Raw genomic sequence first — 21,598 nt, forward strand, 5'->3', positions numbered from 1 at the left:
CTTTCGGCGTAAACCCCTCGATCAGTGGTTCACCGGATCAGGCGCGAGCCTTCTCCCGCATCTCGAAGGTCTCGATGATGTCGCCGACCTGGACGTTGTTGTAACCACCCAGGGTCAGACCACACTCGAAGCCCTCGCGCACCTCCGTGGCGTCGTCCTTGAACCGCTTGAGCGAGCTGATGGTGAGGTTGTCCGCCACCACCGAGCCGTCGCGCAGCAGGCGCGCCTTGGCGTTGCGCCGGATGATGCCCGACCGGACGATGCAACCGGAGATGTTGCCGACCTTGGACGAGCGGAAGACGTCGCGGATCTCCGCGCTGCCCAGCTCGACCTCCTCGTACTCCGGCTTGAGCAGCCCCTTGAGGGCGGCGTCGATCTCCTCGATGGCCTGGTAGATGACGGTGTAGTACCGGATCTCCACGCCCTCGCGGTCGGCCATCTCGCGGACCTTGTTGGAGGCCCGCACGTTGAAGCCGATGATCGTGACCGCCTCGGACGAGGCGCTCGCGAGCATGACGTCGCTCTCGGTGATCGCACCCACGCCCCGGTGGATGATCCTGAGCTGGACCTCCTCCGGGATGTCGAGGTTGAACAGCGCGTCCTCGAGGGCCTCCACGGAACCGGAGACGTCGCCCTTGAGCACCAGGTTGAGCGAGGTCTTCTCGCCCTCCTTGAGCTGCTCCATGAGCGTCTCGAGGGTGGCCCGGCCACGGGAGTTGGCGAATGCCGCCGCCCGCCGCCGCGCCTGCCGCTGCTCGGCGATCTGGCGCACCGTGCGGTCGTCCTCGGCCGCCAGGAAGGTGTCACCCGCACCCGGCACCGCGGTCAGACCGAGCACCAGGACCGGACGGGCCGGACCCGCCTCGGCGACCTGGTTGCCGTTCTCGTCGAGCATCGCCCGGACCCGGCCGTGCGCCCCACCGGCGACGATCGAGTCGCCCGCCCGCAGGGTGCCCTTCTGCACCAGCACCGTCGCCACCGCACCGCGGCCCTTGTCCAGGTGCGCCTCGATGGCCACACCCTGCGCCGGCCCGTCGATCGGAGCGGTCAGCTCCAGCGACGCGTCGGCGGTCAGCAGGACCGCCTCGAGCAGTTCGTCGATGCCGATGCCGGGCTTCGCCGCCACGTTGACGAACATCGTGTCGCCGCCGTACTCCTCGGCGACCAGCCCGTACTCGGTCAGCTGCTGGCGGACCTTGTCCGGGTTGGCCTCCGGCTTGTCGACCTTGTTGACCGCCACCACGATCGGCACGTCGGCCGCCTTGGCGTGGTTCAACGCCTCGATCGTCTGCGGCATCACGCCGTCGTCGGCCGCCACCACCAGCACCACGATGTCGGTCACCTGGGCACCACGGGCACGCATGGCGGTGAACGCCTCGTGACCCGGGGTGTCGATGAAGGTCACCGCCCGGTCCTCGCCCTCGTGCGGGACGTGGACCTGGTACGCGCCGATGTGCTGGGTGATGCCACCCGCCTCGCCGGCCACGACGTTCGCCTTGCGGATCGCGTCGAGCAGCTTGGTCTTACCGTGGTCGACGTGACCCATGACGGTCACGACCGGCGCACGGCTGACCAGGCGGTCCTCCGCGACCTCGGCGTCGAGGTCGATGTTGAACTGCGCGAGCAGCTCGCGGTCCTCGTCCTCCGGGCTGACGATCTGCACGTTGAAGCCGAGGTGCTCACCCAGCAGCTGCAGGGTGTCGTCGGAGCACGACTGGGTCGCGGTGACCATCTCGCCCAGGTTGAACATCTCCTGGACCAGCGAACCCGGGTTGGCGTTGATCTTGTCGGCGAAGTCCGACAGCGAGGCGCCACGGGAGAGCCTGATGACCTGACCCTGACCCCGGGGGGCACCCGAGCTCATGGTCGGGGCCGACAGGTTGTCGAACTCCTGTCTGCGCTGCTTCTTGGACTTGCGACCACGGGTCGGCCGGCCACCCGGACGCCCGAAGGCACCCGCGGCGCCACCGCCACGGCCACGACCGCCGCCACCGGGACGACCACCGCCACCGGCCGGGGCACCCGGACGGAAACCGCCGCCGGGAGCACCACCGCCGCCGCCACCGGGGCCACCACGGTAGCCACCGCCACCGCCGCCGCCACCACCGGGACCGCCGCGGAAGCCACCGCCACCGCCGCCGCCACCGGGACGGAAGCCACCGCCACCGGGACGACCCGCGCCGCCGCCGGGGCCGCCACGCCCGCCACCGGGACCGCCGGGGCGACCCGTGGTGGGTCGCTGGCTCGGCATGGAGGCCGGGCTCGGCCGGGGCGGCATGGAGGCCGGGCTCGGCCGCGGCGGCATGCCCGCCGGGCTGGGCCGGGGACCGCCGGCACCGGCGGCCGGCGGCCGCTGCTGCTGACCGCCCTGGATGCCGAACGGGTTGTTGCCGGCGCCGCGCGCCGGCGGACGACCACCCGGCCGGGCACCCGGGCCCGGCTGCGGGGCGCCGGGACGACCCGCGGCCGGGGAACCCGGACGGGGCGGCACGGCGTTCGGGCCGGGACGCGGACCCGGACGGGGACCACCCTCGGTCGGGGGCTCCCGTCGGACGTTCTCCCGCTGCTGCTGGCGGGCGGCCTGCGCGGCCTTGACCGCGGCCTCCTGCTCAGCCTTCAGCGCGGCGGCGCGCGCCTCGGCGGCCGCCACCTCGATGTCGTGCGCGCTCGCTGGCTTGGCGACCGGGGTCGCCGGCTGCGGCGGGCCGGGGACCGGGCCCTTGGGCTTCGGTCCAGGGGTCGGCGCGGCCGGCCGCCGCGGCGGCATCGGCTTGGCCGATACCCGGGGGGCACCCGGGGTCGGGGACGGCGTCGGGGTCGGTGCCGGGCTCGGGGCTGCCGCCGGAGGGGCGGTCGGCGCCGAGGACCCACCGGCGGACGCGACGAATGCGCCACGCAGACGTCGGGCGACGGGCGCCTCGACGGTGCTGGACGCGGACTTCACGAACTCGCCCATCTCCTTGAGCTTGGCGAGAACGGTCTTGCTTTCGACCCCGAGCTCTTTCGCAAGCTCGTGTACGCGGGCCTTACCTGCCACTGCACTCCTCACTCCGAGGTCGTGCGGGCAGCACCCGCAGCGACCTCACTCGTGCACTTGAAGCCTGGTCATTTCAGGGACTTCATCGTGTGCTCATGTCGGTCGTCCTACCTTGCTAGCGACCCTCGCCCGGTCGGGCTGACCGGACGTAGTGGTTGGCGCATCGACGTGCTCCGCGAGCTCACCGTGGTCGAGGACCCCGGTGACGCGCAGCGCCCGCCCGAAGGCGCGCCGCCGCACCGCTTGCGCGAAGCAGGCCGGATCCGGGTGCATGTTCGCTCCCCGACCCGGCAGCCTGCGGGCCGGATCGGGCCGGAGACTGTGACCAGCCTCGTCGCCGACCGCGACGATCCGCAGCAATTCGCTGGCCGGCGCACGTCGCCGGCAACCCACACAGGTGCGCTCCGGCAGCGCGCGTCGTACCACTGGAGAAAGTCTACCCCTAGGCGCCCGAGATCGCGCTGCCCGGCTCCGGGACGTGATCAGCCCCGCTCCGGCCGCTCGCCCCGGCCTGCTCCGCGTCGGACCGGATGTCGATCCGCCAACCGGTCAGCCGGGCAGCAAGCCGGGCATTCTGCCCCTCCCTGCCGATGGCGAGGGAGAGCTGGAAGTCCGGCACCGTCACCCGGGCCGTCCGGGTGGCCAGGTCGACCACCTCGACCCGCAGCGCCTTGGCCGGCGACAACGCGTTGCCGACGAAGGTCGCCGGGTCGTCCGACCAGTCGATGATGTCGATCTTCTCGCCGTGCAGCTCGCTCATCACCGCGCGGACCCGCTGGCCCATCGGGCCGATGCAGGCCCCCTTGGCGTTCACGCCCTGGGCGGTGGAGCGGACCGCGATCTTCGTACGGTGACCCGCCTCACGTGCGATCGCGCCGATCTCGACCGTGCCGTCGGCGATCTCCGGCACCTCGAGCGCGAAGAGCTTCTTGACCAGCGCCGGATGGGAGCGGGACAGGGTGATCTGCGGGCCGCGCATCCCCTTGGCCACGTGCACCACCACGCAGCGGATCCGCTCGCCGTGGACGTACCGCTCGCCGGGCACCTGCTCCGACTGCGGCAGGACGCCCTCCAGCTTGCCCAGGTCGACGGTGACGATGCCCTTCTCCGCCCGCGCCTCGTGCGCCTGGACCACGCCGGTGACCAGGTCGCCGTCGCGGCCGACGTACTCGCCGAAGTGCACCTCGTCGGTGGCCTCCCGCAGCCGCTGGAGGATCACCTGCTTGGCGGTCATGGCGGCGATCCGGCCGAAGTCGTGCGGGGTGTCGTCCCACTCCCGCACCACCGTGCCGTCGTCGTCCAGCTCCTGCGCGTAGACCAGGGCCGCGCCGGACTTGCGGTCGATCTCCACCCGGGCGTGCGGTTCCGCCCCCTCGGTGTGCCGGTAGGCGGTCAGCAGCGCGGTCTCGATCGCCGCGAGGATCGTGTCGAACGGGATCTCCCGCTCGCGCTCGAGTGCGCGCAGCGCCGCGAGGTCGATGTTCACCTCTCCTCGTCCTCCACATCATCTTCGTCGTCGAAGTCGTCGGTGTCGTCCATGTCGTCGGGTTCGTCCGTCTCCTCGATCTCGTCGAGGCGGTGGAACTCGACCTGCACCCGGCCGGGGCCGAGCTCGGCGTAGGTCCACGCGGCGCGGCCGGTGTCGGTCTCCAGCACCACGCGTTCGTCGTCGGCCTCGACCACCCGGCCGGTGACCTGCCGGTCGCCGGCGGGCTGCCCGGCGCGCTGCCCGGGCGGCGCGCCCGCGCCGCGGGCGGTCACCTTGACCAGCCGCCCGACGTTGCGCCGCCAGTGCCGAGGCAGGGTCAGCGGCCGGTCCACGCCCGGGGAGCTGACCTCCAGCTGGTATTCCCCGGCGACGATGTCACCCCCGGACTCCTCGGCCGCGTCGAGGGCCGCGGAGACGGCCCGGGAGACCTCGGCGACGGCGTCCAGGTTGATCCCGCCGTCGGCGTCCACGATCACCCGCACCACGTGCCGGCGGCCGGCCCGGGAGACGGTGAGCTCCTCCAGGTCGTAGCCGGCGCCGGCGACCACCGGCTCGATGACCTCACGCAGCCGGGCCCGCCGGGCGGCGAGGTCGCCGCGCGGGCCGCCGGCGCGTTCCCCGCCCCGGGGGGCGTCGGCGCGCCGGGGTCTGCCCGCCGGACCCGTCGACCTCGTGGCACGGCCACGCTGCGTCATCTCCGCACCCTTCTCGTGATCGACGGCGCCCCGATCGGTCGCCATGCCGGCACGCCACCGGAGCTGACGCGCCGGTGGCTGCGCAGAGCGTAACGCGCCTGCCGGGCACCGGACCGGGCGGCGCACCGACGCCGGTGGCCCACGTACGGCCGGTGATGGTGTTGACTTGTCCGGTGGCGACGGGCAGAACGACACAACGCGGCGGAGCAACCGGGCATTCCCGGCGAACGGTGCTGCGCGCCGGGGCACTCCTGGCACTCGGCGGCGCGACGGCGCCACTGACCGGCTGTGATCTTCTCGACCGCGACGACGATCCCAGTCCCGGGCCCGACCCGCTCACGCCGCTGCTCGACGAGGCGCTCCGGCTCGCCGCCGGGCACCGCGACGCCGCCGCGGCGCACCCCGCGCTGGCCGGCCTGCTCACCCCGATCGCCGAGGCGCACGGCGCACACGCGGCCGAACTGGCCCGGGTGATCGGCGTGCCACTGCCCTCGGCGCCCGCCGCGGCCACCCCCGCCCCGGCGGCCGACCCGGCCGCCGCCCGGGCCGCGCTGCGCGAGCGCGAGCGCACCGGCCGGGAGACGGCGACCAGTGCCTGCGCGGCGGCGCCGGCGGAGCGGGCCGCGCTGCTCGCCTCGATCGCCGCCGCCCGGGCCACGCACGTGGAGGCGCTGAAGTGACCGCACCGACACCGACCGGGCCGGCCGGGGCGCTGGGCGCGGCGCTCACCGCCGAGTACGCGGCGATCTGGGCCTACGGCCCCATCGGGGTACGCCTCACCGGCGCGGCCCGTACCGCCGCCCGCGAGGCGGAGGCCGCGCACCGGCGCCGCCGCGACGACCTGGTGATGCAGCTGAGCGCGGGCGGTGGCGTCGTCCCGGCCGACCGGGCGGGCTACGCCCTGCCGTTCCCGGTGACCGACCGGGCGAGCGCGCTGCGGCTGGCCGTCGAGGTGGAGGAGCGCACCGCGGCGTTCTGGCGGGCGGCGGTGCCCGCCACCACCGGCGCCGACCGCGACAGGGCGCTGGCCGCCCTGGTCGAGTACGCCCTGCGGGCGACCCGCTGGCGCCGGACGGCGGGAATCACCCCGCTGACCGTGCCGTTCCCCGGCCGGCCCGCCTGACCGCCGCTGCCGGCGGTGACGCTCCGGTTGCGGGTCGCATACCAGGTATGCATACTCCGGAACCATGTCCATCCGTCACGGGCTGCTCGCCCTGCTCGAACGCGGCCAGATGTACGGCTACCAGCTCCGTGCCGCGTTCGAGGAGTCGACCGGCTCGACCTGGCCGCTGAACATCGGGCAGGTCTACACCACCCTGTCCCGCCTGGAGCGGGACGGGCTGGTCCGCTCGCTCCCCGAGAGCGAGGCCGGGCAGCGCCCGTACGAGATCACCGACGCCGGGCGGACGGACCTGGCGCTGTGGTTCGCCACCCCGATCAGCCGCACCGACCGGCCCCGCGACGAGTTGGCGATCAAGCTGGCCCTCGCGCTGACCACGCCCGGCGTCGACGTGCGCTCGGTGGTGCAGACCCAGCGCAGCGCGACCATGCGGACGCTGCAGGAGTTGACCCGGTTGAAGTACGCCAGCGACCGCCCGGAGGACCTGCCGTGGCGGCTGGTGCTGGACGCCATGGTCTTCCAGGCCGAGGCCGAGGTGCGCTGGCTGGACCACTGCGAGACGAGCCTGGTGCGCTACCGTCCGACGGGGCCCGGCCGCGCGCCGACGACGCCCGCCGAGGCGGTGGACCGGGCGGACGAGGAGGCGCGACGGTGAGCGTGGGCAGCGGGCCGGCGGGCGACGGCCCGGCGCCGGCCGTGCTCGACGTGCGCGACGTGCACCGCACCCACGGCACCGGGCCGGCGGCGGTGCACGCGCTGCGCGGCGTGAGCCTCGCCGTCCACCCGGGCGAACTCGTCGCGGTGATGGGGCCCTCCGGTTCCGGGAAGTCCACCCTGCTGGCCCTCGCCGGCGGGCTGGACGGCCCGACCGCCGGCGAGGTGCTCGTCGAGGGCGAGCACCTCGGCGCCCTGGACCGGCGCCGCCTCGCCCAGGTGCGTCGCCGCCGGATCGGCTACATCTTCCAGGACCTGAACCTGCTCGGCAGCCTCACCGCCGTGGAGAACGTCGCGCTCCCCCTGGAACTCGACGGGACCGGCGTCCGGCGGGCGCGCCGGCTGGCGCTGGACGCGCTGGCCGAGGTGGGCCTGCCGGAACTGGGCGACCGGTTCCCCGACCAGCTCTCCGGCGGCCAGCAGCAGCGGGTGGCGATCGCCCGCGCGCTGGTCGGCGAGCGCCGGCTGGTGCTCGCCGACGAGCCCACCGGGGCGCTGGACTCGCAGACCGGCGAGGCGGTGCTGCACCTGCTGCGCCGGCGGGTCGACGCGGGGGCCGCCGCGGTCCTGGTCACCCACGAGGCACGGCACGCCGCCTGGGCCGACCGGGTGGTCTTCCTCCGCGACGGGGTGCTGGTCGACTCGACGGCCCCGCTGGGCAGCGTGGAGCAGCTGTTGACCGGCAGCGGTCGGTGACGGCGGGCCGGGGCGGCCGGCTCGCGGGCGCCGTCGGCTCCTGGTGGGTGGCGCTGCGGATCGCCCGCCGGGAGGCCCGACGGGCGCGGGGGCGTACGGCGCTGGTGCTCGCGATGATCACGCTGCCGGTGCTGGTGCTGACCTTCACCGCGGTGAGCTGGGACATGTCCGAGCTGACCCGGGCCGAGCGGACCGAGCAACGGCTCGGCGTCGCCGACGCGGAACTGCTCTGGGTGGCGCGCGGGCCGGTCACCCAGGACGCCTGGGGCGATGGCTGGGTGTCCGACCACGACGCGACGCCGCCGGCCGGGCGGGTCACCGCCGAACAGGTCACCGCCCTGCTGCCGCCCGGGAGCCGGGTCGTCCCGCTGCGCCGCTGGGTGAGCTTCGACGCCCGGGTCGGCGACCGGGTCGACCGGGACGTCACCGGCCGCGCCGTGGACCTCGCGGACCCGCTCGGCCGGGGGCTGGCCCGGTTCCGTTCCGGCCGGGCGCCGGCCGGGCCGGACGAGATCGCGGTGAGCCCCGCCGCGCTGCGCCGACTCGACGTCCGTCCCGGTGGCACCGTCACGTCCGGGGACGGTTCCCGCTCGTGGCGGGTGGTCGGGGTGGTCGAGTACCCGGACGACCTGGGACCGGTCGTCACGCTGCACCCGGCGATCGCGGGCCCGACGGACGCCGAGCCGGACGTGACCTGGCTGGTGGACCTGCCCGGGACGGTGGACGAGACGCTGTTCCGTCGGCTCAACGACCACGGCGTCCTGGTCCACGCCCGCACCCCCGCCCCGCCCTCGGGGGTGGACGTCGTCGGGCCCGAGCCGTTCTCCTCGGTCGACGTAGAGGGGATGAGCGTCTCGGTACTCGTCGGCGGGCTGGGGCTGCTGGAGGTGGTGCTGCTCGTCGGCCCGGCCTTCGCGGTAGGCGTACGGCGGCGGCGCCGGGACCTCGCGTTGGTCGCGGTGGCGGGCGGCGACGACGCCCACCTGCGCCGGATCGTGCTGGCCGACGGCGTGCTGCTGGGCGCCCTCGGGGCGGCCACCGGGCTCACGCTCGGCGTCGCCGCCGCGTTCGCCGCCCGGCCGCTGGTCGAGCAGCACCTCTACGGCGCGCGCTTCGGCGGGTACCGCTGCTGGCCGGAGGCCCTGGTGGCGGTCGCGGCCGTCGCGGTGCTGTCCGGCGTGCTGGCCGCGCTGGCCCCGGCCTGGGCGGCGGCCCGGCAGGACGTGGTGGCCGGGCTGGCCGGCCGCCGCACCCCACCCGCGCACCGGCGGCGCTGGCTCACGGCCGGCGTGTGCATGGCGGCCGGCGGGGCGGCGGTGGCCGCGTTCGGAGCCGCCCGGACGTCGCCGCCGCTGATCCTCGCCGGTCTGGTCCTCGGCGAGCTGGGGCTGGTCTTCGCCACCCCGACGCTGGTCGGCCTGCTCGCCCGGCTCGGGTGGTCGCTCCCGCTGGCACCCCGGATCGCGCTGCGCGACGCCAGCCGCAACCGTTCCTCGGCCGCCCCGGCGATCTCGGCGGTGATGGCGGCGGTCGCCGGCAGCGTCGCGGTCGGGGTGTACCTGGCCAGCGACCACGCGCGGAGTGCCGCGACGTACGAGCCCAGCCTGCCCGCCGACACCGTGCTGGTGCACCGGCCGGACCTGGACACCGCGCCCGCCCTGGCCCGGGTCACCGAGGCGGCCCGCGACCAGCTCGGCGCCGCCACGGTGGCGCCGCTGGCCGGGGTGCGGTGCACGACGGAGGCCGAGCCCTGCTCGGTCGCTCCGGTGCTGCCGCCGCACCGGGCGTGTCCCTGGCCGTTCAGCGACGGCCTGAGCGAGGCCGAGCGGCGGCAGGCCCGCGCGGACGCCCGCTGCCGGGGGAACGACATCCACGACACGTACTTCCAGGTGCTGGTGGACGACGGGACCGCCCTGCCGCTGCTCACCGGCGCCGACCCCGACGACGTCGCCGCCGCGGCCGCCGTGCTGCGCGCCGGCGGCGCGGTCGTGACCGATCCGCGCTACGTGGTGGACGGGCGGATCGAGGTGGTGGTGAACGGGTCGGGACCGGCCGGGCCGGTGACCTCGGCGCCCACCGCCGTCGCCGCGTACGCGCTGCGCACCGGGGTGCCGACGGAGCGGCTGTTGCTCTCGCGGCGGGCGGCCGACCGGCTCGGGCTGGCCACCCGCCCGCTCGGCTGGGCCGTCGCGGCCGACGGGGCACCCGACCAGGGCCGGCAGGACCGGTTCGCCACCGCGCTGCGCCCGCTCGGCGCCCACGTGGAGGTCGAGCAGGGCGACCGGTCGGGCGACGGACGGCCGGCGCTGCTCCTGCTGGCCGCCGCGGCCGGGGTGATCACCGTGGGCGCCGCCGGCATCGCCACCGGGCTGGCGGCGGCCGAGGGGCGCGCCGACCTGTCCACGCTGGCCGCGGTGGGCGCCGGCCCCGTCCTGCGCCGGCTCCTGTCGCTGTGCCAGGCGGGGGTGATCGCCGTGCTGGGCTCGGCGCTCGGCATCGTCGCCGGCCTCGCCTCGGCCGTGATCATCCTGACCGCCCTGAACCGCCGGTACGCCGGCTCGTGGCCGGTTCAGGACCCGTACCCGGTGGTGGTCCCGTGGACCACCCTCGGCGTCCTGGTGGTGGTGCCGCTGGTCGCGATGCTCGGCGCGGGACTGTTCACCCGGTCCCGGCTGCCGGTCGAGCGACGCCTCGACTGACCGGCCGGGACCGGGCACACTGGTGCCCGTGCCCGTCCTGGGAGCCCTCACCCGCCGCGTCGGCCACCACCGGTGGTTCGGCGCCGCCGTCCGCCTGCTCGTCCCCGCCGACCGGGTGGTCGGGCGGCTCACCCGGGGCCGGGTGGTCGCGCTGGGGCTCGTCCCGTCGCTGGTCATCACCACCACCGGCCGGCGCTCCGGCCGGCCGCGCAGCAACCCCCTGCTGTACGTGCCCGACGGCGGCGCGTACGTGGTGGTCGGCACGAACTTCGGCCAGACCCACCAGCCGGGCTGGGCGCTGAACCTGCTCGCCGACCCGGCCGCCGAGGTGGACGTGAAGGGCCGCCGGGTCCCGGTGCGCGCCGAGGCCGCCGCGGGCACCGAACGGGAGCGGTTGTGGCGGCTCCTGGTCGAGCAGTGGCCGGCCTACCAGACGTACGTGCGGCGGGCCGGCGGCCGGGAGATCCTCCTCTTCCGGCTGGTCCCCACCGGGCGCGGCGGGCCGGGCGGGTCGGGCGGGCGCGACTAGGCTGGTGCGGTGACCGGCGCCGCCGCGACACCGCGGGCCGGCTCGTGCCGGGCGGCCCGGTCGGCGAGGGCGTGAGGTGGTCGGCGTGGACGTGGACGGCGTGGCCTCCGGTGGCGACCGGCACCTCGACGATCCACGGTGGGCGGTGGCCGAGCGGGTCGCCGACGCCGCCCGCCGGCGCTTCCCGGCCGACGTGCTCGCCGTCGCCGTGCACGGCCCGCTCGCGCACGGCGACGACGACGGCGGCGGGGACGGCGAGGTCGGGCTGCTGGTGGTGACCTACCGGCCCGGCGGCGGCCCGCCCCCGGCGACCCGGCGGGTCGACGGCGTGCTGGTCGACCTGACCGTGGCCGGCGCGGACGACTACCTCCGCCAGGCCCGGCTGATCTCCCCGCTCTGGCCGCTGACCGCCGACCGGTACGTCAGCACCCGGGCACTGCACGACCCGACCGGCTGGCTACGCACGCTCCGTGACGAGCACCTGGGTCGGCTGGCCCGCGCCCGGCCGGCCGAGTTCAGCACGGCGGCCCGGCAGGCGTGGTACAGGGGCAGCGCGGCGCACGCCCGGGCGGCCCGACTGGCCGAGTGGTACGAGACCGACCAGGCCCTGCTGATGCTCGGCGAGGCGCGGCTGGCGGCGGCCACCGTGAACGGCCTGCTCAGCCGCACCTACTTCCGTGACCCGGGGGACGCGGTGCGGCGCACCGGCCTGGCCGGCGCGGACATGACCGAGGTGGGCGCCGTGCTGGCCCGCCAGGCGGCGGAGCTGACGGCCCGGGGCCGCCCCGTCGACGGGACGGTCGACGACCTCCTCGACGGCTGACCCGCCGCGCGGCGGCGGAATGCCGCCCTTGCCGACGAAGCGGAGCGCGTACGACCGGCTCCGCGCCGACCCGGGGTGCGGCGGGGATCAGCCGAGGGCGCCCTGGACGCCGATGAGGGCGCCGACGAGGTAGGTGGCGCCGGCCGCCGCGGCGCCCAGCAGGAGCTGACGCAGGCCGCCGGACCACCAGGCCCGGGCGGTGAACCGGGCGACCACCGCCCCGGCCGCGAAGAGCCCGAGCCCACCGACGGCCAGCGCCAGCCAGAGGCTGGTCGAGCCGAACAGGTAGGTCAGCAGCGGCACCAGGGCCCCGACCGAGAAGAACAGGAACGACGAGAGCGCCGCCGCCCACGGGCTGGGCTGGTCGTCGGGGTCGACGCCGAGCTCCTCCCGGACGTGCACCCGCAGCGCCTCCTCCGGGTTGCGCCGCACGGCCTCGGCGACCTGCATGGCGAGGTCGTGCGGCAGGCCCCGGGCGACCCACGCCTCGGCCAGCTCGCGCGCCTCCGCCTCGGGGTGCCGCTCCAGCTCGCGGCGTTCCTTGGCCACCTCGGCCGCGACCTGCTCGTTGGCCGAGCGGACGCTCGTGTACTCCCCCAGCCCCATCGAGATGGCGCCGGCCACCAGGCCGGCGGTGCCGGTGAGCACGATGCTGCGGGGCGACACCCCGCCGCCGCCGACGCCCGCGATCAGGGCGATGTTGGTGACGAGACCGTCCATCGCGCCGAAGACGGCGGGCCGCAGCCAGCCGCCGGACACGTCCGCGTGGTGCGCCTCGCGGAGCGCCGCAGGGGTGTCGGTCACGGCAGTGTGAGGATCTCGTGGCCGTCCTCGGTCACCAGGATGGTGTGCTCGAACTGCGCGGTCCACTTGCGGTCCTTGGTGACCACCGTCCAGCCGTCGTCCCACATGTCGTACTGGTGGGTGCCGAGGGTGATCATCGGCTCGATCGTGAACGTCATCCCCGGCTCCATCACGTCGGTCGGGCGCGGGCTGTCGTAGTGCGGCACGTAGAGCCCGCTGTGGAAGGACTCGCCGATGCCGTGGCCGGTGAAGTCGCGGACCACGCCGTAGCCGAAGCGCTTCGCGTACGACTCGATGACCCGGCCGACCACGTTGATCTGGCGGCCCGGGGCGACCGCGCGGATGCCGCGCATCATCGCCTCGTGGGTCCGCTCGACCAGCAGCCGGGCCTCCTCGCTGACCTCGCCGACGCAGAAGGTGGCGTCGGTGTCGCCGTGCACCCCGTTGATGTACGCCGTGACGTCGACGTTGATGATGTCGCCGTCGGCGAGCACGGTGGAGTCGGGGATGCCGTGGCAGATCACCTCGTTGAGGCTGGTGCAGCAGGACTTGGGAAAGCCCTTGTAGCCCAGCGTCGACGGGTAGGCGCCGTGGTCGCAGAGGAACTCGTGCACGACCCGGTCGATCTCGTCGGTGGTCACGCCGGGCTTGCAGTGCTCACCCGCGAGCTGGGTGGCCTGGGCGGCGAGCCGACCCGCGATCCGCATCTTCTCGACGGTCTCCGGGGTCTGCACGTGCGAGCCGCGCCACTCCTGGGGACGCTTCTTGCCCACGTACTCCGGGCGGACGATGTGGGCGGGCACGGGCCGCAACGGGGAGAGCGTGCCTGGGGTCAGCGGCGCACGGACGGTCATGGGCCCAAGCCTATCGCCGCGGGGGCGGGTGCCCCCCGCCACCGCCCGCCCGGCCCGGTTGTTGCCGCGCCCGAGAGGCTGTGCCATTGTGGCTGCGTGGATCAAGGGGACGGCGCGCCTCCCGTCTTCTCCGCCAGCGCGGAGGTCGACGGTGGTCACGTCCGCGTCGTGGTGACCGGCGAGGTCGACATGGCCACCGCCGACACGATGGTCCAGACCGTGCTGCGGGAGCCGGCCGAGCGGGTGACGCTCGACCTGCGGGCGGTCACCTTCTTCGACTCGGCGGCGATCCACGCCGTGGTCCGGCTCGCCCAGCAGCTCCCCGACGCCTTCGCCGTCCTGCCGTCCCGGCAGGTCCGCCGCGTGCTGGACATCGCCGGCCTGGGCGAGCAGACCTGGCTCCGCCCGGCCTGACCTCGGGCCGCGCCGCTCCGGCCGCCGCCGGGCGGGTGCTCAGTCCGCCAGCCGCCGGCGCAGCGTCACTTCCGTCCCCTCGGGGGTACGCGTGACCGACAGCTCCCCCAGCGCCTTGATGAGGGACAACCCCCGCCCGCGGAAGCCCGCCCCGGTCGATTCCCGCCACCGCCCGCTGTCGCGCACGGTGGCCACCACGGTGCGATCCTCGATGACCACCTCGACGGCGATCGTCGGCTCCGCGGGGTCGACGGGGTGCTCGATGGCGTTGGCGGCCGCCTCGGAGACGGCGACGGTCAGGTCGAACAGGTCCGTCTCGTTGACGGAGTGGGCGACGAGGAAGTCCTCCAGCCGCTTGCGCAGCACGCTGAGCCGGGTGGGGTCGGCCGGCAGCCGCAGCGCGAACCGGTTGAGTTCCGCCGCCTCCAGGGCCAGCACCGCGACGTCGTCACGCAGGGGCCGTCCGGCGATCCGCCGGACCACGGCGTCGATCACGTCCGTCACGTGCTCGCCGGGCATCGCCGCGTCCTGCCTGAGCCGGGCCAGCGCGTCGTCGATGTCGAGCTGCCGGTCCTCGATCAGCCCGTCGGTGTAGAGCAGCAGCCGGCTGCCCGGGGTCAGCTCCCCCTCGACCGTCCGGTAGGACGTGTCCGGGATCGCCCCGACGGGCGGGCCGAGCGCCCGGTCGTGCAGGAACGCCACGTCGTCTCCCCGGATCAGCAGCGGCGAGGGGTGGCCGGCGCTGGCGTACCGCAGCCGGCCGGTGCGCGGGCTGAACCAGAGGCAGACCACGGTGGCGAAGGAGCGCCGCTCCGTCGTCCCGACCAGCCGGTTGAGCCGGGTCAGCGACTCCCCCGGGTCGAACCCCTCCAGCACGTACGCCCGCAGCGCGTTGCGGAGCTGGCCCATCGCCGCCGCCGCGCGGACGCCCTTGCCCACCACGTCGCCGATGGCCAGCACCAGCTCGTCGTCGCACAGGGCGACGACGTCGTACCAGTCTCCGCCGACCTCCACGTCGGCGCTGCCCGGCAGGTAGCGGCTGGCGACGACGGCGCCCGGCAGCTGCGGCAACGACCGGGGCAGCAGGCTGTGCTGGAGCGTGGTGGCGATGCGGTGCTCGGCCTCGTAGAGCTGGGCGTTCTCCAGCCGCACGCCGACCAGCCGGGCGAGCTGGGTGAGCGCGGCCTCGTCGGTGTGGGCGCCGTCGCCGTCCGGCCGCCAGACCCGCAGCTCGCCGAGGTGCTCGCCGACGGTGCCGGTCAGCGGCAGCACGAAGGACGGCTCGACCGGGACCGACCCGCCGCCGTCGGCCTCGAAACGCATCCCGGTCGCCGAGACCACCACCCGGGCGGCCTCGGCGAGGCTGAGCGCGTGCCGCGCGGCGACCTGGAGCACGTCGGCCGTGGATCGGGCGGTGTTGACCGCCACCGCGGCGTCGGCCAGCGCCCGTAGCCCGCGGATGATCTGGCCGCGGAGCTGGCCCAGCTCGACGTTGGCCCGGACCCGGGCGATCAACTCCTGGCCGGAGAAGGGCTTGGTGAGGTAGTCGTCGGCACCGGCCGAGAGCCCGGCGACCGCCTCGGCGGAGCCGGCGCGGGCCGAGAGCAGCACGATCGGCACATGCCGGGTACGCGCGTCCGCACGCAGCGCGGCGACCAGCCCGAAGCCGTCCAGCCGGGGCATCATCACGTCGGTCAGCACCAGGTCGAACGCGCCGTCGACGGCCAGCCGCAGCGCCTCCACGCCGTCGGTCACGGCGACCACCTCCCACGACGGGGAGAGCAGCCGGGTGACGTGTTCGCGCAGGTCGGCGTTGTCGTCGGCGACCAGGATCCGCCCGGTGGCGCCCGAGCCGGCCACCCGGGTCGCCCCGGCTCCCGCGGCGTCGGCCCAGCGGGCGGTCTCCGCCACGTACAGGTCGGCCCGCACCAGCTCGACCGGCGCCGGGGGGCCGGCGTCGGCGACCCGTTCGGGCGGCAGGTGCCCGGTGCCGAAGGGGACGGTCACGGTGAAGGTGCTGCCCTCGTCGACGCGGCTGCTGACGGCCACCTCGCCGCCGTGCATCTCGACCAGCTCGCGGACCAGCGCCAGGCCGATCCCGGTGCCCTCGTGGGTGCGCGAGCGCGCCCCCGGCGCCCGGTGGAAGCGCTCGAAGACGTGCGGCAACTCCCTGGGGACGATGCCGACGCCGGTGTCGGCGACCTCCAGCCGGGCGGCGCCGTCGACGGCGCGGACCCGCACCCGGATCTCCCCGTCGAAGGTGAACTTCACCGCGTTCGACACCAGGTTGAGGACGATCTTCTCCCACATGTCCCGGTCCACGAAGACCGGTGCCGGCAGCGGCGGACAGTCGACCACCAGGCGCAGCCCGGCCCGTTCGGTCGCCGAGCGGAAGGTGCTGGCCAGCCGGGAGGTGTAGTCCGCCAGGTCGGTCGGCCGGTAGTGGGCGGCCAGCCGACCGGACTCCAGCCGGGAGAAGTCGAGCACGGTGTTGACGAGCTTGAGCAGCCGCAGCGCGTTGCGGTGCATGGTGGTGAGCCGGTCCGTGTACGCCTCGGGCAGCGCCGGGTCGGCGAGCAGGTCCTCCAGCGGGCCGAGCACCAGGGTCAACGGGGTGCGGAACTCGTGGCTGATGTTGGCGAAGAAGTTGGTCTTGGCCCGGTCGAGGGCGGCCAGCTCGGCGGCCCGGGCGCGCTGGTGCTCGTACGCCTGCTGCCTGCCGACGGCCCGGGAGACCTGCGCGGCGACCAGGTCGAAGAAGTCGCGGTACTCGTCGGTCAGCGGCAGCCGGCGGGCGAGGCCGACGACCAGCGTCCCGACGGTCTCGTTCGCCGCGGTGACCGGCAGCACCAGCGCCCGCTCGGCCGCGCCGGCCGGGACCCGGGCGAGCAGGTCCGTCACGGCGACGGTGGTGGCAGCGCCACCGGCGGCGACCTCGGCGAGCGACGCCGGGGACGGCGTGGTGACCGCAGCGGCGTCGACGCCGCTGCGCCCCGCCAGCGCGAGGCGGCCGGTGTCGTCGGGCAGGTGCACCAGGGCGAACGGCACGTCCGGCCGGTGCCGGTCGAACACCGCGGCGGCGGCCCGGCCCAGCTCCGCCGTGCTGCCCACCTCGGCCAGCTCGCTGCCCAACTCCGCCAGCAGCCGCAGCCGGCGCTCGCCGAGCACCCGGCCGGTGGTCTCGTTGACGATGCAGAAGATGCCGTCGACGGTGCCGTCGACGCCCAGGATCGGATCGTACGAGACGTCGAAGTACGTCTCCTCGAGGAAGCCGTGCCGGTCGAGCGGGAAGGGATGGTCCTCGGCCCGGTACGACCGGCAGCCGCGCCGGACGCCCTCCAGCAGCGGCCCGAGCACGTCCCAGGTCTCCGCCCAGTGCTCGCGGGCCGGCCGGCCCAGCACGTCCGGGTGCTTGCCGCCGATCGTCGGCCGGTAGGCGTCGTTGTAGAAGGCGAGCAGGTCCTCGCCCCAGAACATGACGATCTGGGCGCTGGAGGCGAGCATCATGCCGACCGCCGCGCAGAGCGCAGCCGGCCAGCGGTCCGGGGTGCCCAGCGGGGTGGTGGACCAGTCGAACGCGCGCATCCGCTCGCCCATCTCGCCGCCGGCCGCGAACGCCGCGGCGAGCAGCGGGGGAAACTCCGCTTCCCGGACGCGGTCGGGCGGGTGCCCCTCGTCCACGCCCCCCTGGGCCGAGCTCATGCAGCCTCCCGCTCCGGCCTTCCCCGCCTCGGCCCGATGATCCATCCGGCCGTGCCCCGCTCAATACCCTGACGGGCCAGCAACGTAACGCATGCCACGCCTTGGTCGCTGGTTATGTCCGCCTCGGCCGGCCGTCGGCTGCCCGACAGCACCTCCCCCCTTGATGCGGAGGGCGCGGGCTCACAGCGGGGTGACGTACGCGCCGGTGATGCCGCCGTCGACCACGAACTGCGCGGCGGTCATGAAGGAGGCGTCGTCGCTGGCGAGGAAGGCCACCGCGGCGGCGATCTCCTCCGGCCTGCCGAACCGCCCCATCGGCACGTGCACCAGCCGGCGGGCCGCGCGCTCCGGATCGGCGGCGAAGAGCTCCAGCAGCAGCGGGGTGCCGACCGGGCCGGGGCAGAGCGCGTTGACCCGGATGCCCTCCCGGGCGAACTGCACGCCCAGTTCCCGGGTCATCGCCAGCACCCCGCCCTTGCTCGCCGTGTACGCGATCTGCGAGGTGGCCGCGCCCATCAGCGCCACGAACGAGGCGGTGTTGACGATCGAGCCCTTGCCCTGCCGGCGCATGTGCGGGATGACGTGCTTGCAGCAGAGGTAGACGCTCGTGGTGTTGACCCGCAGCACCCGCTCCCAGGCGTCCAGCCCGGTCTCCAGGATGGAGTCGTCCTCGGGCGGGGAGATGCCGGCGTTGTTGAACGCGATGTCGACCCGCCCGTGCCGCTCGGCCACCCCGTCGAAGAGGTCCCGTACGGCCGCCTCGTCGGCGACGTCCGCCGCGACGAACTCGCCGCCCACGGAGTCGGCGGCCCGCTTGCCGGCCTCCGGGTCGATGTCCACGCAGACCACCCGCGCTCCCTCGGCGGCGAACCGCCGCACGGTGGCCAGCCCGATCCCGCTGCCCGCACCGGTGACCACGGCCACCCGGTCCTGAAGACGACCCTGCACGCGCCTCACTCCTCCGTTGCGATGAACACGTTCTTGACGTCGGTGAAGGCGTGCAGCGCGTCCGGGCCCAGCTCGCGGCCCAGCCCGGAGCGCTTCATCCCGCCGAAGGGGGTCCAGTACCGCACCGAGGAGTGCGAGTTGACGCTGAGGTTGCCCGCCTCGACCGCCCGCGCCACCCGGACGGCGCGGCCCACGTCCCGGGTCCAGACCGAGCCGGACAGGCCGTACTCGGTGTCGTTGGCGAGCCGCACCGCGTCGGCCTCGTCGTCGAACGGGAGCACCGAGACGACCGGGCCGAAGATCTCCTCCCGCCAGTGCCGGTCCGCCGTGGAGTCGGCGAGCAGCACCGTCGGGGCGTACCAGAAGCCGGGGCCGTCGGGGCGGGAGCCGGTGAAGGCGACGGTCGCCCCGTCGACGTACCCCGCGACCCGGTCCCGCTGGCCGGCGGAGATGAGCGGGCCCATCTCGGCGGTCTCCCGGGCCGGATCCTCCACCCGCAACGCCCGCACCGCCGGCTCGAGCAGCTCCAAAAAGCGGTCGTACGCCGGCCGCTGGACCAGGATCCGGGACCGGGCGCAGCAGTCCTGGCCGGCGTTGTCGAAGACGGCGTACGGGGCGGTCGCCGCCGCCTTCTCCAGGTCGGCGTCGGTGAAGACCAGGTTGGCGCTCTTGCCGCCCAGCTCCAGGGTCACCCGCTTCACCTGGGCGGCACAGCCGGCCATGATCCGGGTGCCGACCTCGGTGGAGCCGGTGAAGCAGACCTTGCGGACGGCGGGATGGGTGACGAACCGCTCCCCCACCACGGACCCGGCTCCCGGCAGCACCGTGAACACGTCCTCGGGCAGCCCCGCCTCGCGGGCCAGCTCGGCCAGGCGCAGCGCGGTCAGCGGGGTCAACTCGGCGGGTTTGAGCACCACCGTGTTGCCGGCCGCCAGCGCCGGCGCGAAGCCCCAGGCGGCGATCGGCATCGGGAAGTTCCACGGCACGATCACCCCGACCACGCCGAGCGGTTCGTGGAACGTCACGTCCAGCCCGCCCGGCACCGGGATCTGCCGCCCGGTCAGCCGCTCCGGCGCGCCCGCGTAGTAGTCGAGCACGTCCCGGACGTTGCCCGCCTCCCACCGCGCGTTGCCGACGGTGTGCCCCGAGTTGCGCACCTCCAGCTGCGCCAGCTCCTCCAGGTGCGCGTCCACCAGCGCGGCGAACCGGCGCAGCAGCCGCGCCCGGTCCCCCGGCGCCACCGCCCGCCACCGCGGGAAGGCCGCGTCCGCCCGCCCGATCGCCGCGTCGACCTCGTCGGCCGAGGCCGACGGCACGACCGCCACCACCTCGCCCGTCGCCGGGTTCACCACCTCGGTCACGGGCCCCACCCCTTCCCGTCGGTCACGCGGTCGAGGTCAGAGGCGTTCGAAGCCACGGAAGAGCTCCCAGTCGGTCACGGCGGCGTCGAAGGCGGCCAGCTCGACCCGCGCCTGGTTGGCGTAGTGCGCCACCACCTCGTCGCCGAATGCCTCCCCCGCCACCGTCGAGGACTCCCATCGGGCGAGGGCGTCGCGCAGCGTGCCGGGGACCCGCTCGGCGGCCGGATCGTCGTACGCGTTGCCGGTGCACTCCTCGCCCAGCTCCAGCCCGCGCTCGATGCCGTGCACGGCGCCGGCGACCAGCGCGGCGATGGCCAGGTACGGGTTCACGTCCGCCCCCGGGACCCGGTTCTCCACCCGCATGCCCTGCCCGTGCCCGACCAGCCGCAGGGCGCAGGTGCGGTTGTCCGTGCCCCACCGCAGCGCGGTCGGGGCGAAGGACCCGGGCTGGTAGCGCTTGTAGGAGTTGACGTTCGGGGCGAACAGGAGGCTGAACTCCTGCATGGTGGCGAGCAGCCCGGCCAGCACCCGCCGCCCGGTCGCCGACAGGTGCGCCGGCCCGTCGCCGAGCAGCGCCGACCGGCCGTCCGCGTCACGCAGCGAGAAGTGGATGTGGCAGGAGTTGCCCTCCCGCTCGTTCGGCTTGGCCATGAAGGTGATCGACATGCCCTCCTGGGCGGCGATCTCCTTCGCCCCGTTCTTGTAGATGACGTGGTGGTCGGCGCAGGCCACCGCCTCGTCGTAGCGGAAGGCGATCTCGTGCTGGCCCAGGTTGCACTCCCCCTTCGCGCTCTCGGGGGTCAGCCCCGCCCCCGCCATCTCCCGGCGGATGCGGCGCAGCAGCGGCTCCACCCGGGCGGTGCCGAGCAGGGAGTAGTCCACGTTGTACTGGTTGGCGGGGGTCAGCTCCCGGTAGCCGCGCCGCCAGGCGTCCTCGTAGGAGTCGCGGAACAGCACGAACTCCAGCTCCGTGCCGGCGTACGCGGTCAGCCCGTGCCCCGCCATCCGGTCCAGCTGACGGCGCAGGATCTGCCGGGGCGAGGCGGCCACCGGCCCTGACCCGTCCAGCCACGCCAGGTCCGCCAGGAGCAGCGCGCTGCCCGGCTGCCAGGGCACCCGGCGCAGCGTGTCGAAGTCCGGCACCATGGCGAAGTCGCCGTAGCCGCGTTCCCAGCTCGACATCGCGTACCCGTCGACGGTGTTCATGTCGACGTCCACGGCGAGCAGGTAGTTGCAGCCCTCGCTGCCGTGCGCGACGACGTGGTCGAGGAAGTGGGACGCGTGGAACCGCTTGCCCTGCAACCGGCCCTGCATGTCCACCAGGGCCAGCACCACGGTGTCGATCTCGCCCTCGGCGATGGCGACCCGCAGTTGTTCCAACGTGAGCGGAGCTTTCCTCATCGGCGGGCCTCCATCACCAAGGTCTACTGGCTAACCTGACCACCGTCAATGCCCAGCACAGGATCCCGGCAACCGCCCGGGGTTGGTGCGCCGGGCTCACTGACCGGCCGGTCGCCCGGCCTCCGCCGGGTGTGGCCGGACCGGCCCTGTCGAGCTGCCCCATCCATGGGACCAGGCGCACGAGCCGGGCGAAGGGGCCGAGCCGGAGCCCGAGCCGGCCAGGCCAGGCCAGGCCGGCCCCGGACGAGCCAGGAGGAACTAGGCCAGACCATGCCGAACCGAACTCGGGCCGGGCCGGACGCCCCACCTGAT

The 21,598-nt window shown here is 74.9% G+C and carries 18 protein-coding genes; 8 read left to right on the forward strand and 10 right to left on the reverse strand.

Annotated elements, in window-relative coordinates; all coding sequences use genetic code 11:
- Positions 1-37: 37 nt before the first annotated feature.
- From infB to rimP, 4 genes are all read right to left on the reverse strand, one after another.
- The gene (gene infB, locus AB0G14_RS05115; RefSeq protein WP_357693859.1) at positions 38-3,037 is read right to left on the reverse strand and encodes a translation initiation factor IF-2; all 3,000 of its coding nucleotides are present in this window, start codon (positions 3,035-3,037) and stop codon (positions 38-40) included.
- A gap of 93 nt (positions 3,038-3,130) precedes the next feature.
- Positions 3,131-3,463: a YlxR family protein gene (locus AB0G14_RS05120; RefSeq protein ID WP_350704988.1), complete on the reverse strand. Its 333-nt coding sequence runs from the start codon at positions 3,461-3,463 to the stop codon at positions 3,131-3,133.
- Between the two features lie 16 nt (positions 3,464-3,479).
- A complete protein-coding gene (gene nusA / locus AB0G14_RS05125; protein WP_357453215.1) occupies positions 3,480-4,523 on the reverse strand; it encodes a transcription termination factor NusA in 1,044 nt (347 codons plus the stop codon).
- A complete protein-coding gene (gene rimP / locus AB0G14_RS05130; protein WP_357693862.1) occupies positions 4,520-5,221 on the reverse strand; it encodes a ribosome maturation factor RimP in 702 nt (233 codons plus the stop codon). Before rimP ends, nusA begins: the two co-directional genes overlap by 4 nt.
- A 230-nt stretch (positions 5,222-5,451) precedes the next feature.
- Between rimP and AB0G14_RS05135 the strand changes: the two genes are divergently transcribed.
- The 7 genes from AB0G14_RS05135 (at position 5,452) to AB0G14_RS05165 (ending at position 11,802) form a co-directional block, all read left to right on the forward strand.
- The gene (locus tag AB0G14_RS05135) at positions 5,452-5,901 is read left to right on the forward strand and encodes a hypothetical protein (protein WP_357693945.1); all 450 of its coding nucleotides are present in this window, start codon (positions 5,452-5,454) and stop codon (positions 5,899-5,901) included.
- Positions 5,898-6,344: a ferritin-like domain-containing protein gene (locus tag AB0G14_RS05140; protein ID WP_357693864.1), complete on the forward strand. Its 447-nt coding sequence runs from the start codon at positions 5,898-5,900 to the stop codon at positions 6,342-6,344. The genes AB0G14_RS05135 and AB0G14_RS05140 overlap by 4 nt, the downstream gene beginning before the upstream one ends.
- Positions 6,345-6,408: 64 nt before the next feature.
- Positions 6,409-6,996, forward strand: a complete 588-nt coding sequence (locus AB0G14_RS05145; RefSeq protein WP_350704982.1) for a PadR family transcriptional regulator — start codon at positions 6,409-6,411, stop codon at positions 6,994-6,996.
- Positions 6,993-7,751, forward strand: coding sequence for an ABC transporter ATP-binding protein (locus AB0G14_RS05150; RefSeq protein ID WP_357693866.1), 759 nt, complete (start codon positions 6,993-6,995; stop codon positions 7,749-7,751). Before AB0G14_RS05145 ends, AB0G14_RS05150 begins: the two co-directional genes overlap by 4 nt.
- On the forward strand, positions 7,748-10,450 hold the full coding sequence (locus AB0G14_RS05155; RefSeq protein ID WP_357693868.1) for an FtsX-like permease family protein: 2,703 nt from the start codon (positions 7,748-7,750) through the stop codon (positions 10,448-10,450). Before AB0G14_RS05150 ends, AB0G14_RS05155 begins: the two co-directional genes overlap by 4 nt.
- 28 nt (positions 10,451-10,478) lie before the next feature.
- Positions 10,479-10,979, forward strand: a complete 501-nt coding sequence (locus AB0G14_RS05160; protein ID WP_357693870.1) for a nitroreductase/quinone reductase family protein — start codon at positions 10,479-10,481, stop codon at positions 10,977-10,979.
- Between the two features lie 85 nt (positions 10,980-11,064).
- Positions 11,065-11,802 carry a nucleotidyltransferase domain-containing protein gene (locus AB0G14_RS05165; protein WP_357693872.1) on the forward strand — a complete coding sequence of 246 codons (738 nt, stop codon included), beginning with the start codon at positions 11,065-11,067 and terminating at the stop codon, positions 11,800-11,802.
- A gap of 87 nt (positions 11,803-11,889) precedes the next feature.
- Here AB0G14_RS05165 and AB0G14_RS05170 read toward each other — a convergent pair whose 3' ends face one another.
- Both AB0G14_RS05170 and map read right to left on the reverse strand, forming a co-directional pair.
- Entirely contained in the window at positions 11,890-12,606 is a 717-nt protein-coding gene (locus AB0G14_RS05170) for a VIT1/CCC1 transporter family protein (RefSeq protein WP_357693874.1), read from the reverse strand.
- Complete coding sequence (gene map, locus AB0G14_RS05175; RefSeq protein ID WP_357693876.1) at positions 12,603-13,460, reverse strand: type I methionyl aminopeptidase; 858 nt, start codon at positions 13,458-13,460, stop codon at positions 12,603-12,605. Before map ends, AB0G14_RS05170 begins: the two co-directional genes overlap by 4 nt.
- 96 nt (positions 13,461-13,556) lie before the next feature.
- Between map and AB0G14_RS05180 the strand changes: the two genes are divergently transcribed.
- On the forward strand, positions 13,557-13,874 hold the full coding sequence (locus AB0G14_RS05180; protein WP_357693878.1) for an STAS domain-containing protein: 318 nt from the start codon (positions 13,557-13,559) through the stop codon (positions 13,872-13,874).
- A 39-nt stretch (positions 13,875-13,913) separates the two neighbouring features.
- Here AB0G14_RS05180 and AB0G14_RS05185 read toward each other — a convergent pair whose 3' ends face one another.
- The 4 genes from AB0G14_RS05185 to AB0G14_RS05200 all read right to left on the reverse strand — a co-directional run bounded on the left by AB0G14_RS05185 (position 13,914) and on the right by AB0G14_RS05200 (position 21,286).
- Positions 13,914-17,576: a SpoIIE family protein phosphatase gene (locus tag AB0G14_RS05185; protein ID WP_357693880.1), complete on the reverse strand. Its 3,663-nt coding sequence runs from the start codon at positions 17,574-17,576 to the stop codon at positions 13,914-13,916.
- 180 nt (positions 17,577-17,756) lie between these two features.
- A complete protein-coding gene (locus tag AB0G14_RS05190) occupies positions 17,757-18,524 on the reverse strand; it encodes a 3-oxoacyl-ACP reductase (protein WP_357693882.1) in 768 nt (255 codons plus the stop codon).
- A gap of 5 nt (positions 18,525-18,529) precedes the next feature.
- On the reverse strand, positions 18,530-19,885 hold the full coding sequence (locus AB0G14_RS05195; RefSeq protein ID WP_357693884.1) for an aldehyde dehydrogenase family protein: 1,356 nt from the start codon (positions 19,883-19,885) through the stop codon (positions 18,530-18,532).
- Positions 19,886-19,921: 36 nt separating this feature from the next.
- Positions 19,922-21,286 carry a glutamine synthetase family protein gene (locus AB0G14_RS05200; RefSeq protein ID WP_357693886.1) on the reverse strand — a complete coding sequence of 455 codons (1,365 nt, stop codon included), beginning with the start codon at positions 21,284-21,286 and terminating at the stop codon, positions 19,922-19,924.
- Positions 21,287-21,598: the final 312 nt, after the last annotated feature.

The organism is Micromonospora sp. NPDC023814, from assembly GCF_040639595.1.
Taxonomy (GTDB): domain Bacteria; phylum Actinomycetota; class Actinomycetes; order Mycobacteriales; family Micromonosporaceae; genus Micromonospora.